This is a genomic window from Kordia periserrulae (assembly GCF_003054265.1).
Taxonomy (GTDB): Bacteria; Bacteroidota; Bacteroidia; order Flavobacteriales; family Flavobacteriaceae; genus Kordia; species Kordia periserrulae.
Window position 1 is genome coordinate 68,007 of sequence record NZ_QBKT01000006.1, and the last position, 18,457, is coordinate 86,463.

Annotated in this window: 14 protein-coding genes; all 14 read right to left on the reverse strand. The window is 36.5% G+C overall.

What is annotated here, in order from left to right; all coding sequences use genetic code 11:
- Nucleotides 1-1,407 (reverse strand): exopolysaccharide biosynthesis polyprenyl glycosylphosphotransferase, encoded by a 1,407-nt coding sequence (locus C8N46_RS13100; RefSeq protein WP_108115364.1) that lies wholly within the window; start codon nt 1,405-1,407, stop codon nt 1-3.
- 3 nt (nt 1,408-1,410) lie between these two features.
- Entirely contained in the window at nt 1,411-2,397 is a 987-nt protein-coding gene (locus C8N46_RS13105; RefSeq protein WP_108115365.1) for a UDP-glucuronic acid decarboxylase family protein, read from the reverse strand.
- Between the two features lie 20 nt (nt 2,398-2,417).
- The gene (locus tag C8N46_RS13110) at nt 2,418-3,728 is read right to left on the reverse strand and encodes a UDP-glucose dehydrogenase family protein (protein WP_108115366.1); all 1,311 of its coding nucleotides are present in this window, start codon (nt 3,726-3,728) and stop codon (nt 2,418-2,420) included.
- Between the two features lie 39 nt (nt 3,729-3,767).
- On the reverse strand, nt 3,768-5,807 hold the full coding sequence (locus tag C8N46_RS13115; protein ID WP_108115367.1) for a polysaccharide biosynthesis protein: 2,040 nt from the start codon (nt 5,805-5,807) through the stop codon (nt 3,768-3,770).
- Nucleotides 5,808-5,864: 57 nt separating this feature from the next.
- Complete coding sequence (locus tag C8N46_RS13120) at nt 5,865-6,998, reverse strand: DegT/DnrJ/EryC1/StrS family aminotransferase (protein ID WP_108115368.1); 1,134 nt, start codon at nt 6,996-6,998, stop codon at nt 5,865-5,867.
- A gap of 3 nt (nt 6,999-7,001) precedes the next feature.
- The gene (locus tag C8N46_RS13125) at nt 7,002-7,613 is read right to left on the reverse strand and encodes an acetyltransferase (protein WP_108115369.1); all 612 of its coding nucleotides are present in this window, start codon (nt 7,611-7,613) and stop codon (nt 7,002-7,004) included.
- The gene (locus C8N46_RS13130; protein WP_108115370.1) at nt 7,606-8,211 is read right to left on the reverse strand and encodes a sugar transferase; all 606 of its coding nucleotides are present in this window, start codon (nt 8,209-8,211) and stop codon (nt 7,606-7,608) included. Before C8N46_RS13130 ends, C8N46_RS13125 begins: the two co-directional genes overlap by 8 nt.
- The gene (locus C8N46_RS13135) at nt 8,211-9,455 is read right to left on the reverse strand and encodes a glycosyltransferase family 4 protein (RefSeq protein ID WP_108115371.1); all 1,245 of its coding nucleotides are present in this window, start codon (nt 9,453-9,455) and stop codon (nt 8,211-8,213) included. Before C8N46_RS13135 ends, C8N46_RS13130 begins: the two co-directional genes overlap by 1 nt.
- The gene (locus tag C8N46_RS13140) at nt 9,456-11,336 is read right to left on the reverse strand and encodes an alginate lyase family protein (RefSeq protein WP_108115372.1); all 1,881 of its coding nucleotides are present in this window, start codon (nt 11,334-11,336) and stop codon (nt 9,456-9,458) included.
- 33 nt (nt 11,337-11,369) lie between these two features.
- Nucleotides 11,370-13,484 (reverse strand): bi-domain-containing oxidoreductase, encoded by a 2,115-nt coding sequence (locus C8N46_RS13145; protein WP_108115373.1) that lies wholly within the window; start codon nt 13,482-13,484, stop codon nt 11,370-11,372.
- A gap of 72 nt (nt 13,485-13,556) precedes the next feature.
- Nucleotides 13,557-14,747, reverse strand: a complete 1,191-nt coding sequence (locus C8N46_RS13150) for a hypothetical protein (RefSeq protein ID WP_108115374.1) — start codon at nt 14,745-14,747, stop codon at nt 13,557-13,559.
- Nucleotides 14,744-16,099: an oligosaccharide repeat unit polymerase gene (locus C8N46_RS13155; RefSeq protein WP_108115375.1), complete on the reverse strand. Its 1,356-nt coding sequence runs from the start codon at nt 16,097-16,099 to the stop codon at nt 14,744-14,746. The genes C8N46_RS13150 and C8N46_RS13155 overlap by 4 nt, the downstream gene beginning before the upstream one ends.
- Entirely contained in the window at nt 16,100-17,335 is a 1,236-nt protein-coding gene (locus C8N46_RS13160) for an O-antigen ligase family protein (RefSeq protein ID WP_108115376.1), read from the reverse strand. It lies immediately after the preceding gene.
- Complete coding sequence (locus tag C8N46_RS13165) at nt 17,336-18,454, reverse strand: glycosyltransferase (RefSeq protein ID WP_108115377.1); 1,119 nt, start codon at nt 18,452-18,454, stop codon at nt 17,336-17,338.
- Between the last annotated feature and the right edge of the window lie 3 nt (nt 18,455-18,457).

Sequence of the window (18,457 nt, forward strand, 5' to 3'; positions counted from 1 at the left end):
TTAGTAGGCATTTTTTTCTCCTCGAACGATGTTTAAAATTGTTTCAAAGATAATTTTTATGTCTAAAAAAAGCGACCAGTTTTCAATGTAAAATATATCGTATTTAATTCGGTTGATGATGTCTTCGTCGTTTTTAATTTCGCCGCGATAGCCTTTTACTTGTGCCAATCCGGAAATCCCAGGTTTTACGCTGTGGCGGAATACGAAGTTGTATTTGTCAATTTTTTTGGCATATTCTTTCGTGTACGGAATCATGTGTGGTCTTGGTCCTATGACCGACATATCGCCTTTGAGCACATTAAAAAACTGTGGCAATTCGTCAATACTTGTTTTTCGAATAAAGCGTCCAATGCGCGTTACGCGTGAATCTTGCTGGGTTACATGATCGTAATCAGCATCACTGTTTTTCGCAAGCGAACGAAACTTGTAACAAGTAAATTCTTTGTAATTGATACCGTTGCGAATGTGTTTATAAAAAACAGGGCCTTTCGATTCTAATTTTATCAAAATTGCCATTAACGGCACCAACCATGAAAGTAAAAAAATGATGATAAACAACGAGAAAACAATGTCAAAAGCACGTTTGATAAAGCGATTTAAGTTGTTGTTCAGTGCAACTTCTTGAATAGATAATACGGGCAAATAGTTATAATAATCCGTTTTGAGTCGCTTTGTGATGAGTTTTTTCGTGTTGGGAATAAACTTGATGTTTATCATGTTCATGCTGGCGTATTTCACATAGTCATTCACATGTTTTTCTGAAAGCTCATCGATGGCACAGTAAATTTCATCAATTCCTTTTTCTTTTTCAATAAAATCAAAACTATCTTCAATGGTTCCAGTAATCATTTCATTGTCTTTATTGCTAAAAATACCCAACAATTTGTATCCGAGTTCTTTGTTGTTCCGAAACAAACGCTCTAGTTCTTGCGCGCCCGCACTGAATCCGATGATGATAACACGACGAATGTTTCCGTCTAACACAGCACGGTATTTTTTTAAACCATAATACCCAATGATTTTTACCAAACCGATAATGCCAAAACTCAACATCAAGTATTTAAACGTCACAAAAGCGGAAACATCAATACTTCTAAAAATTCCGATAAACGCATATACAATCAGCGTGTACGCCAATAATTGTTTGATGAGAAGCGATAATATTTGCGGAATAGATGTAAAACGATATACATTGTAAAATTTGAGAAAAAATGCAGATAACGGCCAAAAAATAGTCGTGTAAATGATAAATAGTAAATGTTTGTTATTCCAAAAACTCGATTCAAAAAAGTATAAATCTTGATCGTTGAAGTTGAAAAAGAAAAAGACAAGAATATTAATGACGCACAAGTCGAACACCAAAAAAAATGGTCGCAAAAGCCATGAATATCTTCCTCTTACGTGCATCTGTTACCTTCGTGTATAGGTTGAAAAATCTTTGTGTTCTTTTTTAAATAACTCGCTTTGTGGTAATGATTTAAAATATTCGTAGGTCAATCGCATTCCTTCACTACGATCTACGGTAGGTTCCCAACCTAAGATTTCTTTGGCTTTACGGATGTCTGGCTTTCGCTGTAGCGGATCGTCTACAGGCAATTCTTTGTAAATTACTTTTTGCGTAGTTCCTGTAAGCTTGATGATTTCTTCAGCAAATTCGCCAATTGTGATTTCGTGCGGATTTCCAATGTTAATCGGTTCTACATAATCACTCATCAACAAACGGTAAATGCCTTCTATTTGGTCAGTAATATAACAAAATGAACGCGTTTGTGTTCCGTCGCCGAAAACGGTTAAATCTTCGCCACGCAACGCCTGACCGATAAACGCAGGAATGACACGACCGTCATTCAATCGCATACGCGGTCCGTAGGTATTGAATATGCGCACAATGCGTGTTTCCAATCCGTGAAAACGGTGATATGCCATCGTAATAGATTCCTGAAAACGTTTCGCTTCGTCATATACACCGCGTGGTCCAATGGTATTTACGTTTCCATAATATTCTTCGTGTTGCGGATGCACTAACGGATCGCCATAGACTTCAGAAGTAGACGCAATCAAAATTCGTGCTTTTTTCTCTTTCGCCAATCCTAATAAGTTATGTGTTCCGAGCGAACCTACTTTTAAGGTTTGAATTGGAATTTTGAGATAATCTATCGGACTTGCGGGTGAAGCAAAGTGTAAAATATAGTCTAGTTTTCCAGGCACGTGTACAAATTTGGTAACATCGTGATGGTAAAACTCAAAGTGTTTTAAGTGAAATAAATGCTCAATATTACGCATATCTCCTGTAATGAGATTGTCCATTCCAATAACGTGAAAACCTTCGTCAATAAAGCGATCGCACAAGTGTGAACCTAAAAATCCTGCGGCTCCCGTAATTAGAATTCGTTGCATAACATAGGTTGGTTTAGGGTTTATAAAACGTTTTTACGACCGATAGAGAAATAGGTAAATCCTTCTTTTTCCATTTCGGCAATATCATATAAATTTCTACCGTCAAATATGATTGGTGCTTTTAAATTTTCGCGTAATTTTTGGAAATTTGGCGTTCTAAAAATACTCCATTCAGTACAAATAATGAGCGCGTCTGTATTTTCAATAGCATCGTACATACTGTCTGCATAGGTGATTTTGTCTCCTAATTTTCTTTGTACATTGTCCATCGCTTCTGGGTCAAATGCTTTTAATGTAGCGCCGCGCGAAAGCAATTCGTCAATAATATACAACGATGGTGCTTCGCGAATATCGTCTGTTTCTGGCTTAAATGCCAATCCCCAAATAGCAATGGTTTTTCCTGATAAGTCTTCACCTAAGTGACTCACCACTTTCGGAATTAACGCTGTTTTTTGCTTGTTATTTACGTTGATAACCGCATCTAAAATTTGGAAGTTGTACAGATTGTCTTTTCCCGATTTGTGCAAAGCTTTTACATCTTTTGGAAAACACGAACCGCCGTAGCCAATGCCTGGAAATAAGAAACGTTTTCCAATACGAGAATCGGTTCCCATACCAATACGTACTTTATCAACGTCTGCGCCTACTTTTTCACAGAAGTTCGCAATCTCATTCATAAAGGTGATTTTGGTGGCTAAGAAAGAGTTTGCTGCATATTTGGTTAACTCTGCCGATTTTTCGTCCATGATGATAATCGGATTCCCTGAACGCACAAAAGGCTTGTACAAACGCTCCATAAGTTGCGTTGCTTTTTCGGAGCTCGAACCAATGACAATACGTTCTGGCTTTAGGAAATCATCTACCGCAAAACCTTCTCGTAAAAACTCAGGGTTTGAAACCACGTCAAAATCAACTGTAGCATGTTTTGCAACGACTGCTGTTACTTTTTCCGCCGTTCCTACAGGAACTGTACTTTTATCGACAATCACTTTGTAATCGGTCATCAGTTTCCCAATATTTTCTGCAACGCCTAGTACATACGATAAATCGGCAGAACCGTCTTCATCTTCTGGTGTAGGCAAGGCTAAAAATATAATTTGACCGTGCGTCAAGCCTTCTTCAAGTTCGGTAGTAAATTTTAAACGACCTGCGTTTATGTTTCTTTCAAAAAGTATATCTAAATGAGGTTCGTAGATAGGAACTTCACCGTTTTGCATTTTTGCGACTTTGTTTTTGTCAATATCGACACAAAGTACATCATTTCCTGTTTCAGCCAGACACGTTCCTGTGACTAGTCCTACATATCCTGTTCCAACAACAGTTATTTTCATCTATTAATTTTTAGCGCTTTTTTTATTACTATTGCTTCCTTACGAAACTTTTTTGTCTCTTAAATTGACTGTTTTTGCTTCTTTTTTTGAATTCTTCTCACTTTTGTCTAATTCTTCATAGGAAGAGTTCATACTTTTATATTCAGGAACCAATGCTTTCATTCGTTTTACAACTTCTACTTTGTCAAATTGAGAAGCCGAAGTAATCAATTCAGCAATATTGCTGTTCGTTTTTTCGTAATCGTACATTTCCGCACGTGCAATCATGATTTTTTCGTTGTACGTTGGCAATGTGGTCGATTTGTCGTTGAGTAATTCTTCGTATAGTTTTTCACCTGGACGCAACCCGATAATTTTAATTTCAATGTCTTTATTTGGGATGAATCCTGCCAGTTTGATGATTTTTTTCGCCAAATCAATAATTTTTACGGCTTCTCCCATGTCAAAAATGTAGATTTCGCCACCATTTCCCATCGCGCCAGCTTCTAGTACTAATTGACACGCTTCTGGAATGGTCATGAAATAACGGATAATATCTGGATGCGTAATGGTCAATGGACCACCTTCCGCAATTTGTCGCTTGAACAACGGCACTACCGAACCATTAGAACCCAGTACATTTCCAAAACGTGTCGTCACATAATTCGTAACATAACGATTGTCATGTTGAAAGGCTTCTTGCATTGCTTGCACGTAAATTTCAGCAATACGTTTGGAAGCGCCCATTACATTGCTTGGGTTTACCGCTTTGTCCGTAGAAACCAACACAAACTTGTCTGTTTTGAACTTGAGTGCTGTGTCTGCCACATTTTTGGTGCCCATCACATTGGTAAAAATCGCTTGTGACGGATTGTCTTCCATGAGCGGTACGTGTTTGTATGCTGCGGCGTGATAGACTACTTGTGGCTTATAAAGTTCGAAGATGTTTTCTAGCTTTTCTTTGTCGCGAACGTCTGCAATGACTGCTTCAAAGTTCAACTCTGGGAAATTCGATTTGATTTCCATTTGAATTTGATACAACGGCGTTTCTGCCTGATCCACAATGATGAGTTTTTGCGGTTTGTAGTTGGCTACTTGTCGCGCAATTTCACTTCCGATAGAGCCTGCGCCGCCTGTAACTAAAATTCGACGGTCAAAGAGTTCTTTCGCGATTAGCTTATTATTTAAAACAATTGGTTCGCGTTCGAGTAAGTCTTCAATTTGTACGTTTTGAATTTGCTGCGCCACGTTGACATTTTCCTTGTCTTCCATGTCGGACACAATTGGCGCTCTAAAGACTTTGATATTGTGTTCCAAACACTCATCTACGATTTTGATACGTTCTTCTTGTGTAATGGATTTGTCTGCCAATATAATCGCATTCGCACCATGCGCACGAAGAATGACTGAGAGTTTTCTTTTGAGATGTATAATCGGCAATCCTAAGATTTCCTTGCTTTGGTTTTTTCCTTTTTTATCAATAAAACCAATAAGTTTGTAACGAATAGGACGTTCTACTTTGAGTGCGTTTGAGATGGCAATGGCGTTGGAATCAATTCCGTAAATCATCACGCTAATTTGGTCTTCTTTAGTTGCATAATCAAAATACGCTTCAAAGACTTGCTTTACCAATACTCGAAATAGCAATAACGACGAGAAGGAAATGGCAAAATAGATGAATAATTTAGGAATTAAGAAGAGATTGCTTTCTCTAAAGATTAAATGCGAATAGTTGACAATCAATAATGTGATTAATGTTGCCAACGATGCTAAGAAAAATTTAATCGCATCAATAAATGTGGAGTGACGAATTAATCCTGCGTATGTTCTAAAGAAAATGAAGAACAGTAAGTTGGTGATTAAAATCAGTCCTGCGCTTGGAGAGAATATTGGCTGCGTTGATAAGTTGATATCGCTAATGTTGATATTATTGATGATCAAACTCGTTAAAATCAACGCGACAAAACAAATGAACATGTCAAAGCATAAGATAAGCCATCTTGGCAAATATCCTATATTCTTAAAATCAATGCGTTTTTTGCTCGATTTAAAGACTTGTTTGAGTGCTTCTTGTATGCGTCTAGAATTCAGTGGCTTCATCTTCTCAAAAAAACAGATTCTTTATTTGATGACACAAATTACTTAATTTATTTCTTTCTACCCTAGAAAAGCGGCTATAACTTGTGCAATACGCTCTTTTTCTTGTGTGGTTAGGTTGGAACCTGATGGCAAACAGAGTCCATTTTCGAATAACGTTTCGCACACATTGCTGCCGTAATATGGATATTTTTCAAAAATTGGCTGTAAGTGCATTGGTTTCCAGAGCGGTCTGGATTCTATGTTGTCTTCCCAAAGTGCTAAGCGTAGGTCTTCTCGTGTGAATCCAGCTTCTTTTGGATCTATAGTGATACAGCTCAACCAATGGTTTGAGAAATAGTCGTCGTTTGGTTCTTCAAAGACAGTAACACCTGCAACATTTTTGAAAACGTCTTTGTAGAAGGCTTGCATGCTTCTGCGAAGCGAAATGTGTTTGCTCAGCACTTCCATTTGTCCTCTTCCAATTCCTGCTACAATATTGCTCATTCGGTAGTTGTAGCCAATTTCAGAATGTTGGTAATGTGGCGCGTCGTCTCTTGCTTGTGTGGCTAAGAAAACCGCTTTCTTTTTGGCTTCTTCGTCATTACACACAATAGCGCCACCACCTGAAGTGGTGATGATTTTGTTTCCATTGAACGATAACGCAGCGTATTCGCCAAACGTTCCGCAGTTTTTTCCTTTGTAGGTAGAACCTAAAGCTTCAGCAGCATCTTCAATCAGTGCAATTTCGTACTTGGTAGCAATTGCTGAGATTTCTTCCATTTTTGCTGGCATTCCGTACAAATGCACAGGAATGATGGCTTTTGGTTTTTTTCCCTTAGCAATGCTGTCTTTGATGGCAACTTCCAAGTGTTTTGGACACATGTTCCACGTTTCTGGCTCACTATCTACAAATATGGGTGTTGCTCCTTGATAAAGAATTGGATTGGCAGATGCAGAAAACGTCATGCTTTGGCAAATGACCTCATCGCCAGCAGTTACGCCTGCGAGAATCAATCCTAAGTGAATTGCCGCAGTTCCAGAAGCCAACGCTGCTACTTCCTTTTGCGTGTTGAGAAATGCTTTTAAATCACCTTCAAAACCTGTTACATTTGGTCCTAGTGGAGCAATCCAGTTGGTATCAAATGCTTCTTGAATGTATGATAATTCGTTTCCGCCCATGTGCGGAGAGGATAGCCAAATTCTTGAGTTCATAGTTTATTCGTTGTTGTACTTTTTTATTTTTCCTGGATTTCCTACGACTACGGCAAAGTCGGGAACATCTTTTATAATGACAGCACCTGCGCCAATGGTTGCCCATTTTCCAATGTTGATATTTGGAATGACAATGGCACCAGCGCCAATGTGAGCGCCTTCTTCTATGTGTACATTTCCTGTAATGGTGGCATTGGGAGAAATGTGTACATAATCGCCAATAACACAGTCGTGCTCTATAACGGCTGCTGTATTGATGATGGCATGTTTTCCGATAGTCGTATCAGCATTAATATTAACTCCATTCATCACAACTGTACCTTTTCCAATAGTTGCGGTTGGAGAAATGATGGCAGCTTGGTGAATGAGTGTGGTGAATTCGTTTTTTATTTTTTTACTGATGACTTTTCGAACTCTGTTGTTTCCAATGCTGATGACAAATTTATGTTCAGGATAGTTTGCCATTTTTTCAGACGTCACAATAGGAACTTCATGCAGAAATTCACTTTTTGGATTGTCGTCAATAAAAGCTTCTACCACCGTATTGGTGCTTGTTGCCACATCTTTGACTACTTTTCCATGACCGCTGGCACCAAATAGACAAATTTTACTCATTTCCTGTAAATTTTACGGTAGTTGCCTGATTTTCTGTGTTGATATCTTCCGAGCGAACTACTTTTATAATGGTTTTGAATATGATTTTTAGATCGAGTAGAAAGCTTAGGTTTTCTACATACCATACATCGTATTCAAATTTCTTTTTCCAACTGATGGCGTTTCTTCCATTGACTTGCGCCCAACCTGTAATACCAGGTTTTACATGGTGTCGCTTTTTTTGCGTTTCGTTGTATAAAGGTAAATATTCTGGCAATAATGGTCTTGGTCCTATTAAACTCATGTCGCCTTTGAGTACATTCAACAATTGTGGAATTTCGTCTAAGGAAGTTTTTCTCACAAACACGCCTACTTTTGTCAAACGATCAGCATCAGGAAGCAATTCACCATCTGCACCTTTTTTATCGTTCATGGTTTTGAATTTGATGACTTGGAAGATTTTTTCATCTTTTCCAGGTCGCTTTTGGAAGAAAAACGGTTTTCCTTGATTGTTAATCATCAATAAAATGAGCACAATAAAAAATATCGGACTTAGTAGAATAAATCCTATGAGTGCTAGTATGAAGTCAATGACTCTTTTTAAAAAGTGACGATACATTATGTTAGAATTCCTTGAATTTTGTTTGTGTATTCTTTGGCTAATTGATCTCTGTCAAAATGTGCTTTGGCGTATGCATAACCACTTTCGCCCATTTGATTGATTTCCGCTGTACTTTTATTGGCTAGTTCTTTAGCGCCTTTCACAATAGCGTCAATGTTTTCTGGTTCTACATATACACCACATGCTGCATCGTTGACTAATTGGCGCGACACGCCATCAATAGCAAGTAAAATTGGTCGTTTGCACGACATGTAATCAAACGTTTTGTTGGAGTATATGGTTTTGAAGGTATCTACTTTTTTTAGTACAGAAGCGCCTGCGTCCGATGCTAAGATGTATTTAAAGACTTCTTGTTTGGAAACAGGATCTCTGAATATCACGTTTGATAAGTTGCGTTTTTTAGCTTCTTCTATCAATGCTTCTTTGCGCATTCCTGCGCCAATTAATTGAAATACAATGTTGGTATCCGTTAATTTTTCGGCAGCTTCTACCAATTGAATTAAATGATTGGCAACACCGTGCGCGCCCACATACGTAATGACAAATTTATCGTGCAATCCAAGTTCTTTTTTGAACGCTTCTGCATCAAATTCTTCCTGTACTTTTTCCGCCAAGGAGAAATCAGCCGCATTTGGAATGAAGATGACTTTTTCGGCAGGTACTTTTTTGTCTTGAATAAGTTTGTCGCGAAACGCTGGCGTTAATACGTTGATGAGTTTTGCTCTTTTGTAGATGAATTTTTCAAACCAATAGGCAAATTTGATAATCATTCCGTTTTTTAGCACGCCTGTGTCAATGGCAGATTCTGGCCAGAGATCGCGAATTTCAAAGACAAATGGTGTTCGTTTGAATTTAGACAATAGATACGCCGTAATTCCCACAAATAGTGGTGGCGAGGTTACTACAATGACATCATATTTTCCTTTGGCTTTGAACAATCCTGCATAAATACTCGAAAATACAAACGAGAAGTATGCCCACAAGCGTCCTAAGAAGCTTACGTTGTAACTTTCAGAAACGTGACTTCGAATGACGTCTACATTATCGTAGAATTGCAAGTCTTTATAAGTGAATTTTCCTTTATATTGAGCTGCTTTTTTTCCTGTAGCATAATGCACCATTCCCGCAAGTACTGTAACTTCATGACCTTGTTTTGCCCATACTTGTGTCATTTCGTTAAAGCGCGAACCGCCACCATCGCCTTTTTCTAAGAAATATTGATGAATTAGTAATATTCTCATCTATTGTTTGATACGTATTGTAGTGTTAAACACATTCTTTTCGCTTGCAAATGTAAGCCTTATTGCCTTTTCTTTGACACCATAATACCCAGAAAACCACTTTTCTTCGATTACTGGTTGAATTTCGTTACCATCCTCATCAGTGGTAGTGATGTTAATGGCGTCTGCATAGTCAGGATGCAAATGCCAATATTGGTATATGGTTTTGTTGCCTTTGTTGTGAATGGTGTCGGTAACTTCCCAACTATTTTGTCCGACAGGTTTGCTTACTTTTCGCGTGTGTTGTATGTTTTTGCCCAATTGTTTGAAAGCTTCAATAGTTCCTTCAAATACGAATGTATCGTTTTCTTTTTGAAGCGTTGCTTTGGCTTTTTTCACCCAATAAAACCAAATAAATCGTCCGCCTTTGAGCATTTGATTGGCTTTGGCAATACTTACGGTGTTGTGTCCTTCTGTTCCGTTGAAATAGTTGAGTTCGTCGGTAGAAGTATTGTATTTGTAGGATCCGCTGTCACGTAGATAGTTGATACCATTTGCCCAAATATCTACATGTAAGTTATCCGATTGAAAAGGTCGGTCTTTGTAAGCACCACAACGAATAAAGGTTTTGGTATTTCCATCTTGCGAAATGTAATAGCCACTTTTTTCAAATTGATTGATTTCTGGAATGACCAATCGCGATTGTTTTTCAGGATTGATGCCGTACCAAAACACGCTATTGGAGTCGTAATAGACATAATTATTCAACACAGCGCGTAAATCGTCTAGTTGTGAGCGATAGATTCTGTAATCGTCATTGGTCAATTTAAAGAATAATGCGCCGTCGTTTGAACCGTAATTTGGTAGTTTTCCTGTAATCGGATCTGAGCAAGCGTCTAAGAAATCGAGTGATTTTTGTGCGCGGTCGTAGACTACTTGACTGAATTTTTCATCGTTGCATTTTGCCAGTTGAATTCCCCAAGTAAGCAATTGAATGACAACTCGGTGATAGTTCATGGAAAATTGCAAAAACGTACCATCTTCATAAATTTGATAGGCGATTTCCTGCTCAAACCATTTTTTACCTTTTGTACTCCATGAAGCAACATTTGGCATAAACGGAAATAGTTTCGCCGAAAGATACAACATCAAGGTTTCGGTAATTGCGTGATTATTTCGCACCGTGATTCGCGAAAAGTGAATGTTGTGATATACGTGGTGAATTTGCCAGTAAATACTGTGCATTATTTTTTGAAATAACGCTTCTGTCAAATTGGTTGAATCTTTGTAATAATACAGTGCAAACGTCCAATTGAGAACGCGCAAACTAATTTCCTGACTGCATTTGTAATTGGGTCCTTGGTTGATAGGGTTTTTTTCGATGAAGTCTTCTATCTCGCCAAAGACAAATTCCGATTGGTCATCTTCAAAATGATAATCATAGCGAATGACATCATATAGAAATGAAAAACGTGCTTTTTCCCAAACGTACTTGATATCGCCTGCTTCTTTAGATAAATCAGCTACTTCCGACCAGTGTTTTTGTATGTTGTAACGATATCCTGTTGCCGGATTGACTAGCCAATTGTAGTCTTTTCCGAGTTTTATTTTGGTTTTGTTGAAGAAGGTAAAAACACCTTTTTGAATTTCTTTATAGGTTTCTTTTAGCTCTTCATTAGGTTGTTTTGGTAGATTCGGAATGCTTTTCCCGTAGAAGAAAAATGGTGGCAAGTTGTTTTTCCAATCTTCTAATGAGCTGTATTTTTTTGCTTTAGGATTGGTAGGAAATGCTTTTTTCTGCCAACCCAATTTCGTTTTTATCGTATAAAAGATTCTAAAAAAAAGATAGCGCAATCCCATGTTTGAGATAAGATTGGCTATCCTTTTTATTTTTTGAATCATGATGGTAGTGTTTTGTTTTTTTACATCGTGAGATTATTCAATTTCAATCCACTTTCCTTCTTTTAAGCTTTGAATGGCTGCAAAACTTGCTTTGGTAACGTTGATTAATTCATCATACGGAATTAACGCAATGTCGCCTTCTTTTATTTTGTTAACAATTGAGCCAAATTGTGCTTTGTGACCTTTGTCTAGCTTTGTTTTTAGTTTTTTGAATCCTTTCGTACCATAACCAGACGTTTTGATAAAGTTGTCCATGATGAGTGTTTTCTCTTGCGAAAAGACTTCTAAGCGTTCTTTTGCGTACGATTTTGAACCGTTTGCAAAGTAATTGACAACTCCTGTTGAACCATTTTCTAGTTTGACTAAGATAGAAGCGTTATCAGTATTTTCTGCTGGATTTTCACCCAACGCATTCATACAAACCGCTTTGATTTTGCTTCCCGAAAGGAACACAATTAAATCCAAATAGTGACACGCTTCTCCAATGATTCTTCCACCACCAACTGCCATATCGTGCACCCAAACTTCTGGCGGAATGGCTCCGGCATTCATTGTTGCGATGATGTTCATTGGTGCATCGCCTACTAAAGATTTTATTTTTTGTGTATGCGGCGAAAAACGACGGTTGAACCCAATCATGAGTGTTCCGTTACTTTTTTGGTAGCTTGCTTGAATGGCTTCCAGTTCTTCGTGATTCAACGCTAATGGTTTTTCAACAAACACGTGTTTTCCTTTGTCTAGCGCTTTGGTAACCATATCGGCGTGCAAGTTGTGACGCGTGGTAATCATTACCAAGTCTACTTCTGTATCGTTTAAGACTAAATCGTAATCGGTCGTACTTTGTGCAATGTTGTGTTTTCTTGCCAAAGCCGTTCCATTAACACCACCCGAAGATACAATGTGTTTTATTTGGGCATCTGAGCCTTTTAGCGCTGGCAATAAGGTCATTTTTGTGAAGTTTCCAGCACCAACCAACCCAATAATTCCTTTGGTAGGTTGTAGCTCTTTTTTGTTGACTACAATGGTGTTTTCTAGTTTGGAATCTTCACTGTATTTTATGATGGATGCAATGGATTTTGAGTTTCCAATGTCTCCGTATATTTTGTCGTATTCATCCAGCGGAACTACTTCTGAAATTAAGCTTTTTACTTCAAGTTTTCCTGCTGATATGAGTTGCAATACCGTTTCAAAGTTTCGCTTTTCTGTCCAGCGTACAAATGGTAATGGATAATCGATTCCTTTGAATTCGTAATCATCATCGTAGCGTCCTGGTCCGTACGAACATGATACTTGAAAGGTGAGTTCTTTTTCGTAGAATTCTGCTCTTGAAATGTTTAATCCGATAACCCCAACTAAGGTGATTCGTCCGCGTTTTCTGCTCATTTGAGCCGCTTGTGAAATGATATCATTGGTTTTAGCAGAAGCGGTGATGATGACACCATCGGCTCCGACATTGTTCGTATTTTCTAAAACAAATTTTACAGGATCATTTCCATGACGCGGATTGAAGGCAATGATTCCTTTTTGCTTTGCGATTTCGATTTTTTTATCGTCTAAGTCGTAACCGATTACTTTACAACCGTTTGCAACTAACATTTCAGCCGTTAGTAATCCGATGAGTCCTAAACCAATCACCACAATCGTTTCGCCCATGGTAGGATTTACCAAGCGAATCCCTTGCAATCCGATAGAGCCAATCACCGTAAACGCAGCTTCTTCGTCTGAGATATTGTCGGGAATGTGTGCTACTAAATTTTGTGGTACAGAAACAAATTCGGCGTGTTGTCCGTTGGATGCTACTCTATCACCTACTTTAAAATCGGTGACACCTTTTCCAACTGCGACTACTTTTCCAACATTACAATAGCCTAGCGGAAGTGGTTGCTCTAGTTTGTTAAAAACAGTTTCAATAGTTGGCATTAAGCCTTCTGTTTTTATTTTGTCGAGCACCATTTTTACTTTGTCTGGTTGTTGTCTTGCTTTTTGGATTAAAGAGGCTTTTCCAAATTCTACTAACATACGCTCCGTTCCTAGCGATACTAAACTTCTTGTCGTTTGGATGAGAACTTGTCCACCTTTTACTCGTGGCGAAGGCAATTCTGCTAATTCGGTAACTCCAGTTTTAAAAGACTGTAATATTTGTTTCATCGATTCTTCTGATTTTACAAAATTTGTGCAAACTTACTTTATAATTTGACACTAACCCAACAAATTTAGCAATTATGCGGTTTGCGGCGTATTATTTGGTAACATAATATATTTTACGGCAATGTATAGTAGAATTGCTGCAAGAACATTTAAAATTAATCCTCCTGAAAGTAAGCTTGTTATGAATACTATGATGATAAGATTTCGCTTTAAAGAGTTGCTACCATTTAAGTAACTGGATACGATGTATAAGTAGTATATGATTCCTGCAAAGCCCATGAAAATGTATAAGTCTATGAATTCAAATTCTACTTTGAATGTATTGAAGTCAATGCCGCCAAATATGTAGTTGAGAAATGACCAATTTTCATCAATATAGTCCATGGCTTTCACTAAAAGTTGATCTCTGTATGAAAATAATGTAGATACCAATCCGCTTTCTTCATAAATATTTTTCCAAAAAGGAGATTTGCTAAGTACTAGTTGTATAAAGGAGTCTTTTACAAAAAGAAATATGACAAAGAGTACCGGCAGCGCAATTCGGATTATTTTTTTGAATCGATTATAGTGAATTAAGTGCATGATGCCTAGCAATAACAGGAATAGTATTATTTTCTTTTGTCCTAGACAGAGCGAACATGTTATGAAAAAAAGAAGTTTATAGAACGATGTTTTGTTTTTTTCTGATATCCAAAAGTAGTAGTTTACAATAATAGCAATGATGTACATATAGCTAGCTTCTCCAGGCTTGGAGAAAAAACCTGAAACACCAAATCGGGTTGTATACTCGTACGAGCGGAATGTTTCTACATGAAAAAAGTATCCTACTAGTAAGGCTATGGTATTTAGATAAAGGAAAATTTCGAAGTAGCGATATATTTTTTTGTAAGTGTGTTCTTTTAATAACAGGGTTTTAACAAAAAGGATGAATATTAAAAGGTATAGGTATCTATTAAAAAAGTAGATGTTTCCTATAGAGATGTGCATTTTAAAATCATACGGTGTTTCCTTCAGTAAAAATTGACTTATAATGAACGACAGTGCGAAAAAAATGATGAACCACAATGTTTTCAATGGCTTTTTAAAATACACTACAATCATTACAATCATAAATGCCTCAAAAATTAATTTGACCATTCCTGAGTATCTGTAAAAAGAGTTGGGCGTTAGTTTAAAAGCTATACTCGTGATGAAATCACTTATAAAGAATCCCATCAAAAAAACAATAATGATGCTGTCTATGTTTTTTTTTATGAAATTCATGGGCGTAATTTAATTCTGAAATTTTTTTGTAAAAACACCCAAGTTATCACAAAGAAGAAAAATCCGTATCCCAGTAATGACCTTGCCAAACTTGCTTGCGATAAATAGTACGCAAATATGAAACAGAAAATAATAAAAATGATATTGATATTATTTTTTTCAAGTCTATTCAAAAATGCATCGAGTCCGCTTATAAAGAAGCCTAAAATAATATTTCCTATAAAGAAACCATAATAGCCAAATGCTCCATAAAAATCAATGATACTGTTAATAGCTAGCGAGCCTTCTTTTTCATTTCTTGAAAAGTAATTGAATAAGACTTTACTATCGGGATATAACTCATAGTTGAATATTTTACTAAACATTCCTATGTTGGTAATGGTATAGTGATCTTCTACCGAAGGGAAGTAATGTACGTAGCAAAATGCTGGTATGGATAAACGACCAAATACACGTGTTAGCACGACTTCAGTTAGCGTACTGACTCCTTCAAAAACACTGTTAAATCTGTACGTTGTTGCCGAGTAGTAAAGTAATAATAGCAACGAGAATAATGATAACCCAATCAATATAGCACGACGGCGAAGTTTTCTTTTTTCTTGAGGTGTTCGCACACGTTTTTTCTTGATGGTGATATACTTTTTAAACACGAATGCTGAGAGAAATAAAGACAGTAAAAATAGTATTAATGGCCGTTTTTGAAATAAAAGCAATATTAAGATAAAAGATACTGTAAATAGTCCGATGAAAAGCATTCTAGCTGAAAGTGTTTTCTTTTTCATCATCAAATACAGTGACACCATGGTTAAAAACGGCAATAGATTATAAGTTATGACAACATATAAGTAATTGGACGTAATTCCCCTTCGCGATTCTAATAAAGCAACAGGTTGCCGTCCTATAAGTCCGTCAAATAAACCTGAAATTAATACATTCCGCTTTATAATTAAATAAACTAATAAAAAGAGAAAAATACAGAGCAACATAAAGTAAAAGTTTACTTTACTGAGGTTGTTTTTTATTGGGTTTTTTATGCGAAAATGGTTGATACATTCTACACGTCTATACATCAGCACCAAACCAAATACATACGAATAGAGTACTAACAATAATCCTCCTACGGCGAGCATTTGTGTCCTAAAGACATCTTGGTTGGTAATCAATTCCAATTTAAAGGTCCAAAATGTTCTTCCTGCATACATTCGCATAAAAGGAAACATTAAAATTCCGATAATAGAAAAAATACAAGTTGCTATGAAGAAAATACCAAAAATATTCCATTTAAAAATCATCTTTCTAAATAGAATGATATGAAACAGCAAGACAAAAATAAGTATGTATGAAGCCGTCATTTATTCTTTTTGGTATTGATAGTATAGTAAATAATTAAATGTCGCAAAGAATGTAATTCCCCACTGCCTGCTTAAAATATTTTCGGTAAAGCAACAAACCATGATGATTATGGTGAAGCAAAAATAAATATAATTATTTGTTTTGATGGCATGTGTCAGCGAATACCCAAAAACGATTAAAAAAAGTCCTAAACCGACGATCCCAAATCGCATGAGGTAATCCAAATATTGGTTATGAACATTGCTTCGTATTTGAATATTGTTTTTTCCGAATTCTGCATGCAATGCTTTTTTTACGTCTCCAGTTCCTGTACCAAAAAGCCAATTTTCTTTTATTATAGGCATAGCAGCGCTCCACATACGAGCTCTAGTATCTACTTCTGAACCGTCGCCTTCTTGCAATGCCATTATTCTGTCTGTAATTCGGCTAACGGTTAAATTTAGATGCTGTGTTGCAAACCAGCCAGCCGCTCCCATTAAAAAGATAGAAAAGGCTAATAGTGTATATAGTTTTCTTTTGATGAGAAAGTACATCAAAGAGCATACAATGAGTATTATATTTAAAATAATTGCTGTTTTAGCAACCATTTGCAATAGAAATAGCGACTGAAACGCAATGAGTAGCAATAATAAGATGATGGTGTAATATTTTTTTGCGCGACGTATATAATCGAGGATAATTATATGAGCAAACATGATATACATACCAAAGTACGCATTGTGCATTTCAAGAAGTTTTGTCAACTCTGCGCCTGTATATCTGTACGAAAAAAACAGTTCTACATCAAGTGGAAAAATATCGCTTTTGTAAAAGAAGCGATAGAGCGTGTGCAGTTCAAAGGTGACTATAAAGCAAAAAACCGCAAACACATAAAACTTTAAGAGCAGTCCAAGACGTTTTACTTTGTATACCGAATAAAACAATGGAAATAGTACAAACGTAATTTGTCGTGTAATTGCATTAAAACCTTTGGAGTAGTTGTCGGTATACAGCATTCCCACAATATTCAATCCGTACAAAGCTATTAATAGCCAAAAATATGGCGTTGTTGTAAAGCGTTGTTTTTTATGTTCACTTCTAAAAAAAATGATTCCTTGAATCATCATCAAGGAAAAGATGAAAATAGGATTAATTTTATCTAGCGTAAACGTAGCTACTACTCCCAAAAGAAGCATAAAAACAACGTCAATATTGTTTTTTTCAAGGAATTGCGTAGCGTATGTTTTCAATTGCATCTAGTTGGCTAAAAAAATTTCTAATTCTTCATAGTCTTGATCGCCAAAATACGTATTTTGAGATAAGGAAGAAAAATTATTTTGCAAACGGTCACTATTTGAAGATAAGTAGCTTACCGCATCTTGTATAGCATTTGGCTCTTTGTAATTTATAGAAATTCCAATGCCTAAATCCATCACAATTTCTTCCAAATACGTTTCTTTGCTACAAATTAACGGCACTTTGTAATACATGCATTCGTAAAGTTTATTTGGCAATGCTAATCGATTATTTAGCGACACTTGATCAATATCGTACACTAAGTAAATGATGTCTATCGAATTGTAAATACGTTGTGCATCGGTAAATGTATTATACGGTCCGAAATAGGTAATATTGGTATGCTTGGCAGCGTATTCTTCCACAATGTGCTGATAGTGCCCTTTACCGTGAATGTGAATATCTACTTCAGGATGATCTTTGTAAGTTTCGAATAGTTTTACATATTCGTCTTTACGCAACAACAGTCCAACAATTCCTATGACGGTTTTGCCACCTTGCTTTTTTTGAATGTTTGGATCATTTTTTTGTTCTACTGAAAGTAGTTTGTTTTCTAACACAAATACTTCTTTCTTAAAGAATTTTTCAAAATGATAGGTATAATATTTTTTAGAAGTAACAATGAGTTTATCAATGTACTTTTTGTAAAGATATTTTTCGAGCGCGCGCATGCGTTTGCTCACAAAACTATCGCTGAATACAAATTCTCGCAAATCTGAAATTTCAATAGTCAATTTTGGCTTATGCTTTCTACGTCCAAATTTAAAGTTTGCCATTAAGTACAGAATAATGACATCAATATTATTGACCAAAGCGACATCAAATTTTGCCTTTTTTATGATTTTTCTAATTTTTTTAATCGCTTTTATATATACCCAAATACGTTTGAACGGTTGTGAAGCATTGGGTACGCCGCCTAAATTATGAATGGTTACATTTTTTTCGATAGAATCGTTTAGGTTTGCCAGCGTTTCTCTGTGAAAAAAGACAAGACTTACCTCATGTTTTCTCGCCAAGAAATTAATCTGTTTTACAAAACGTGGATTTGGCTGATGCGATATAAAAAATAGTATGTTCATAAC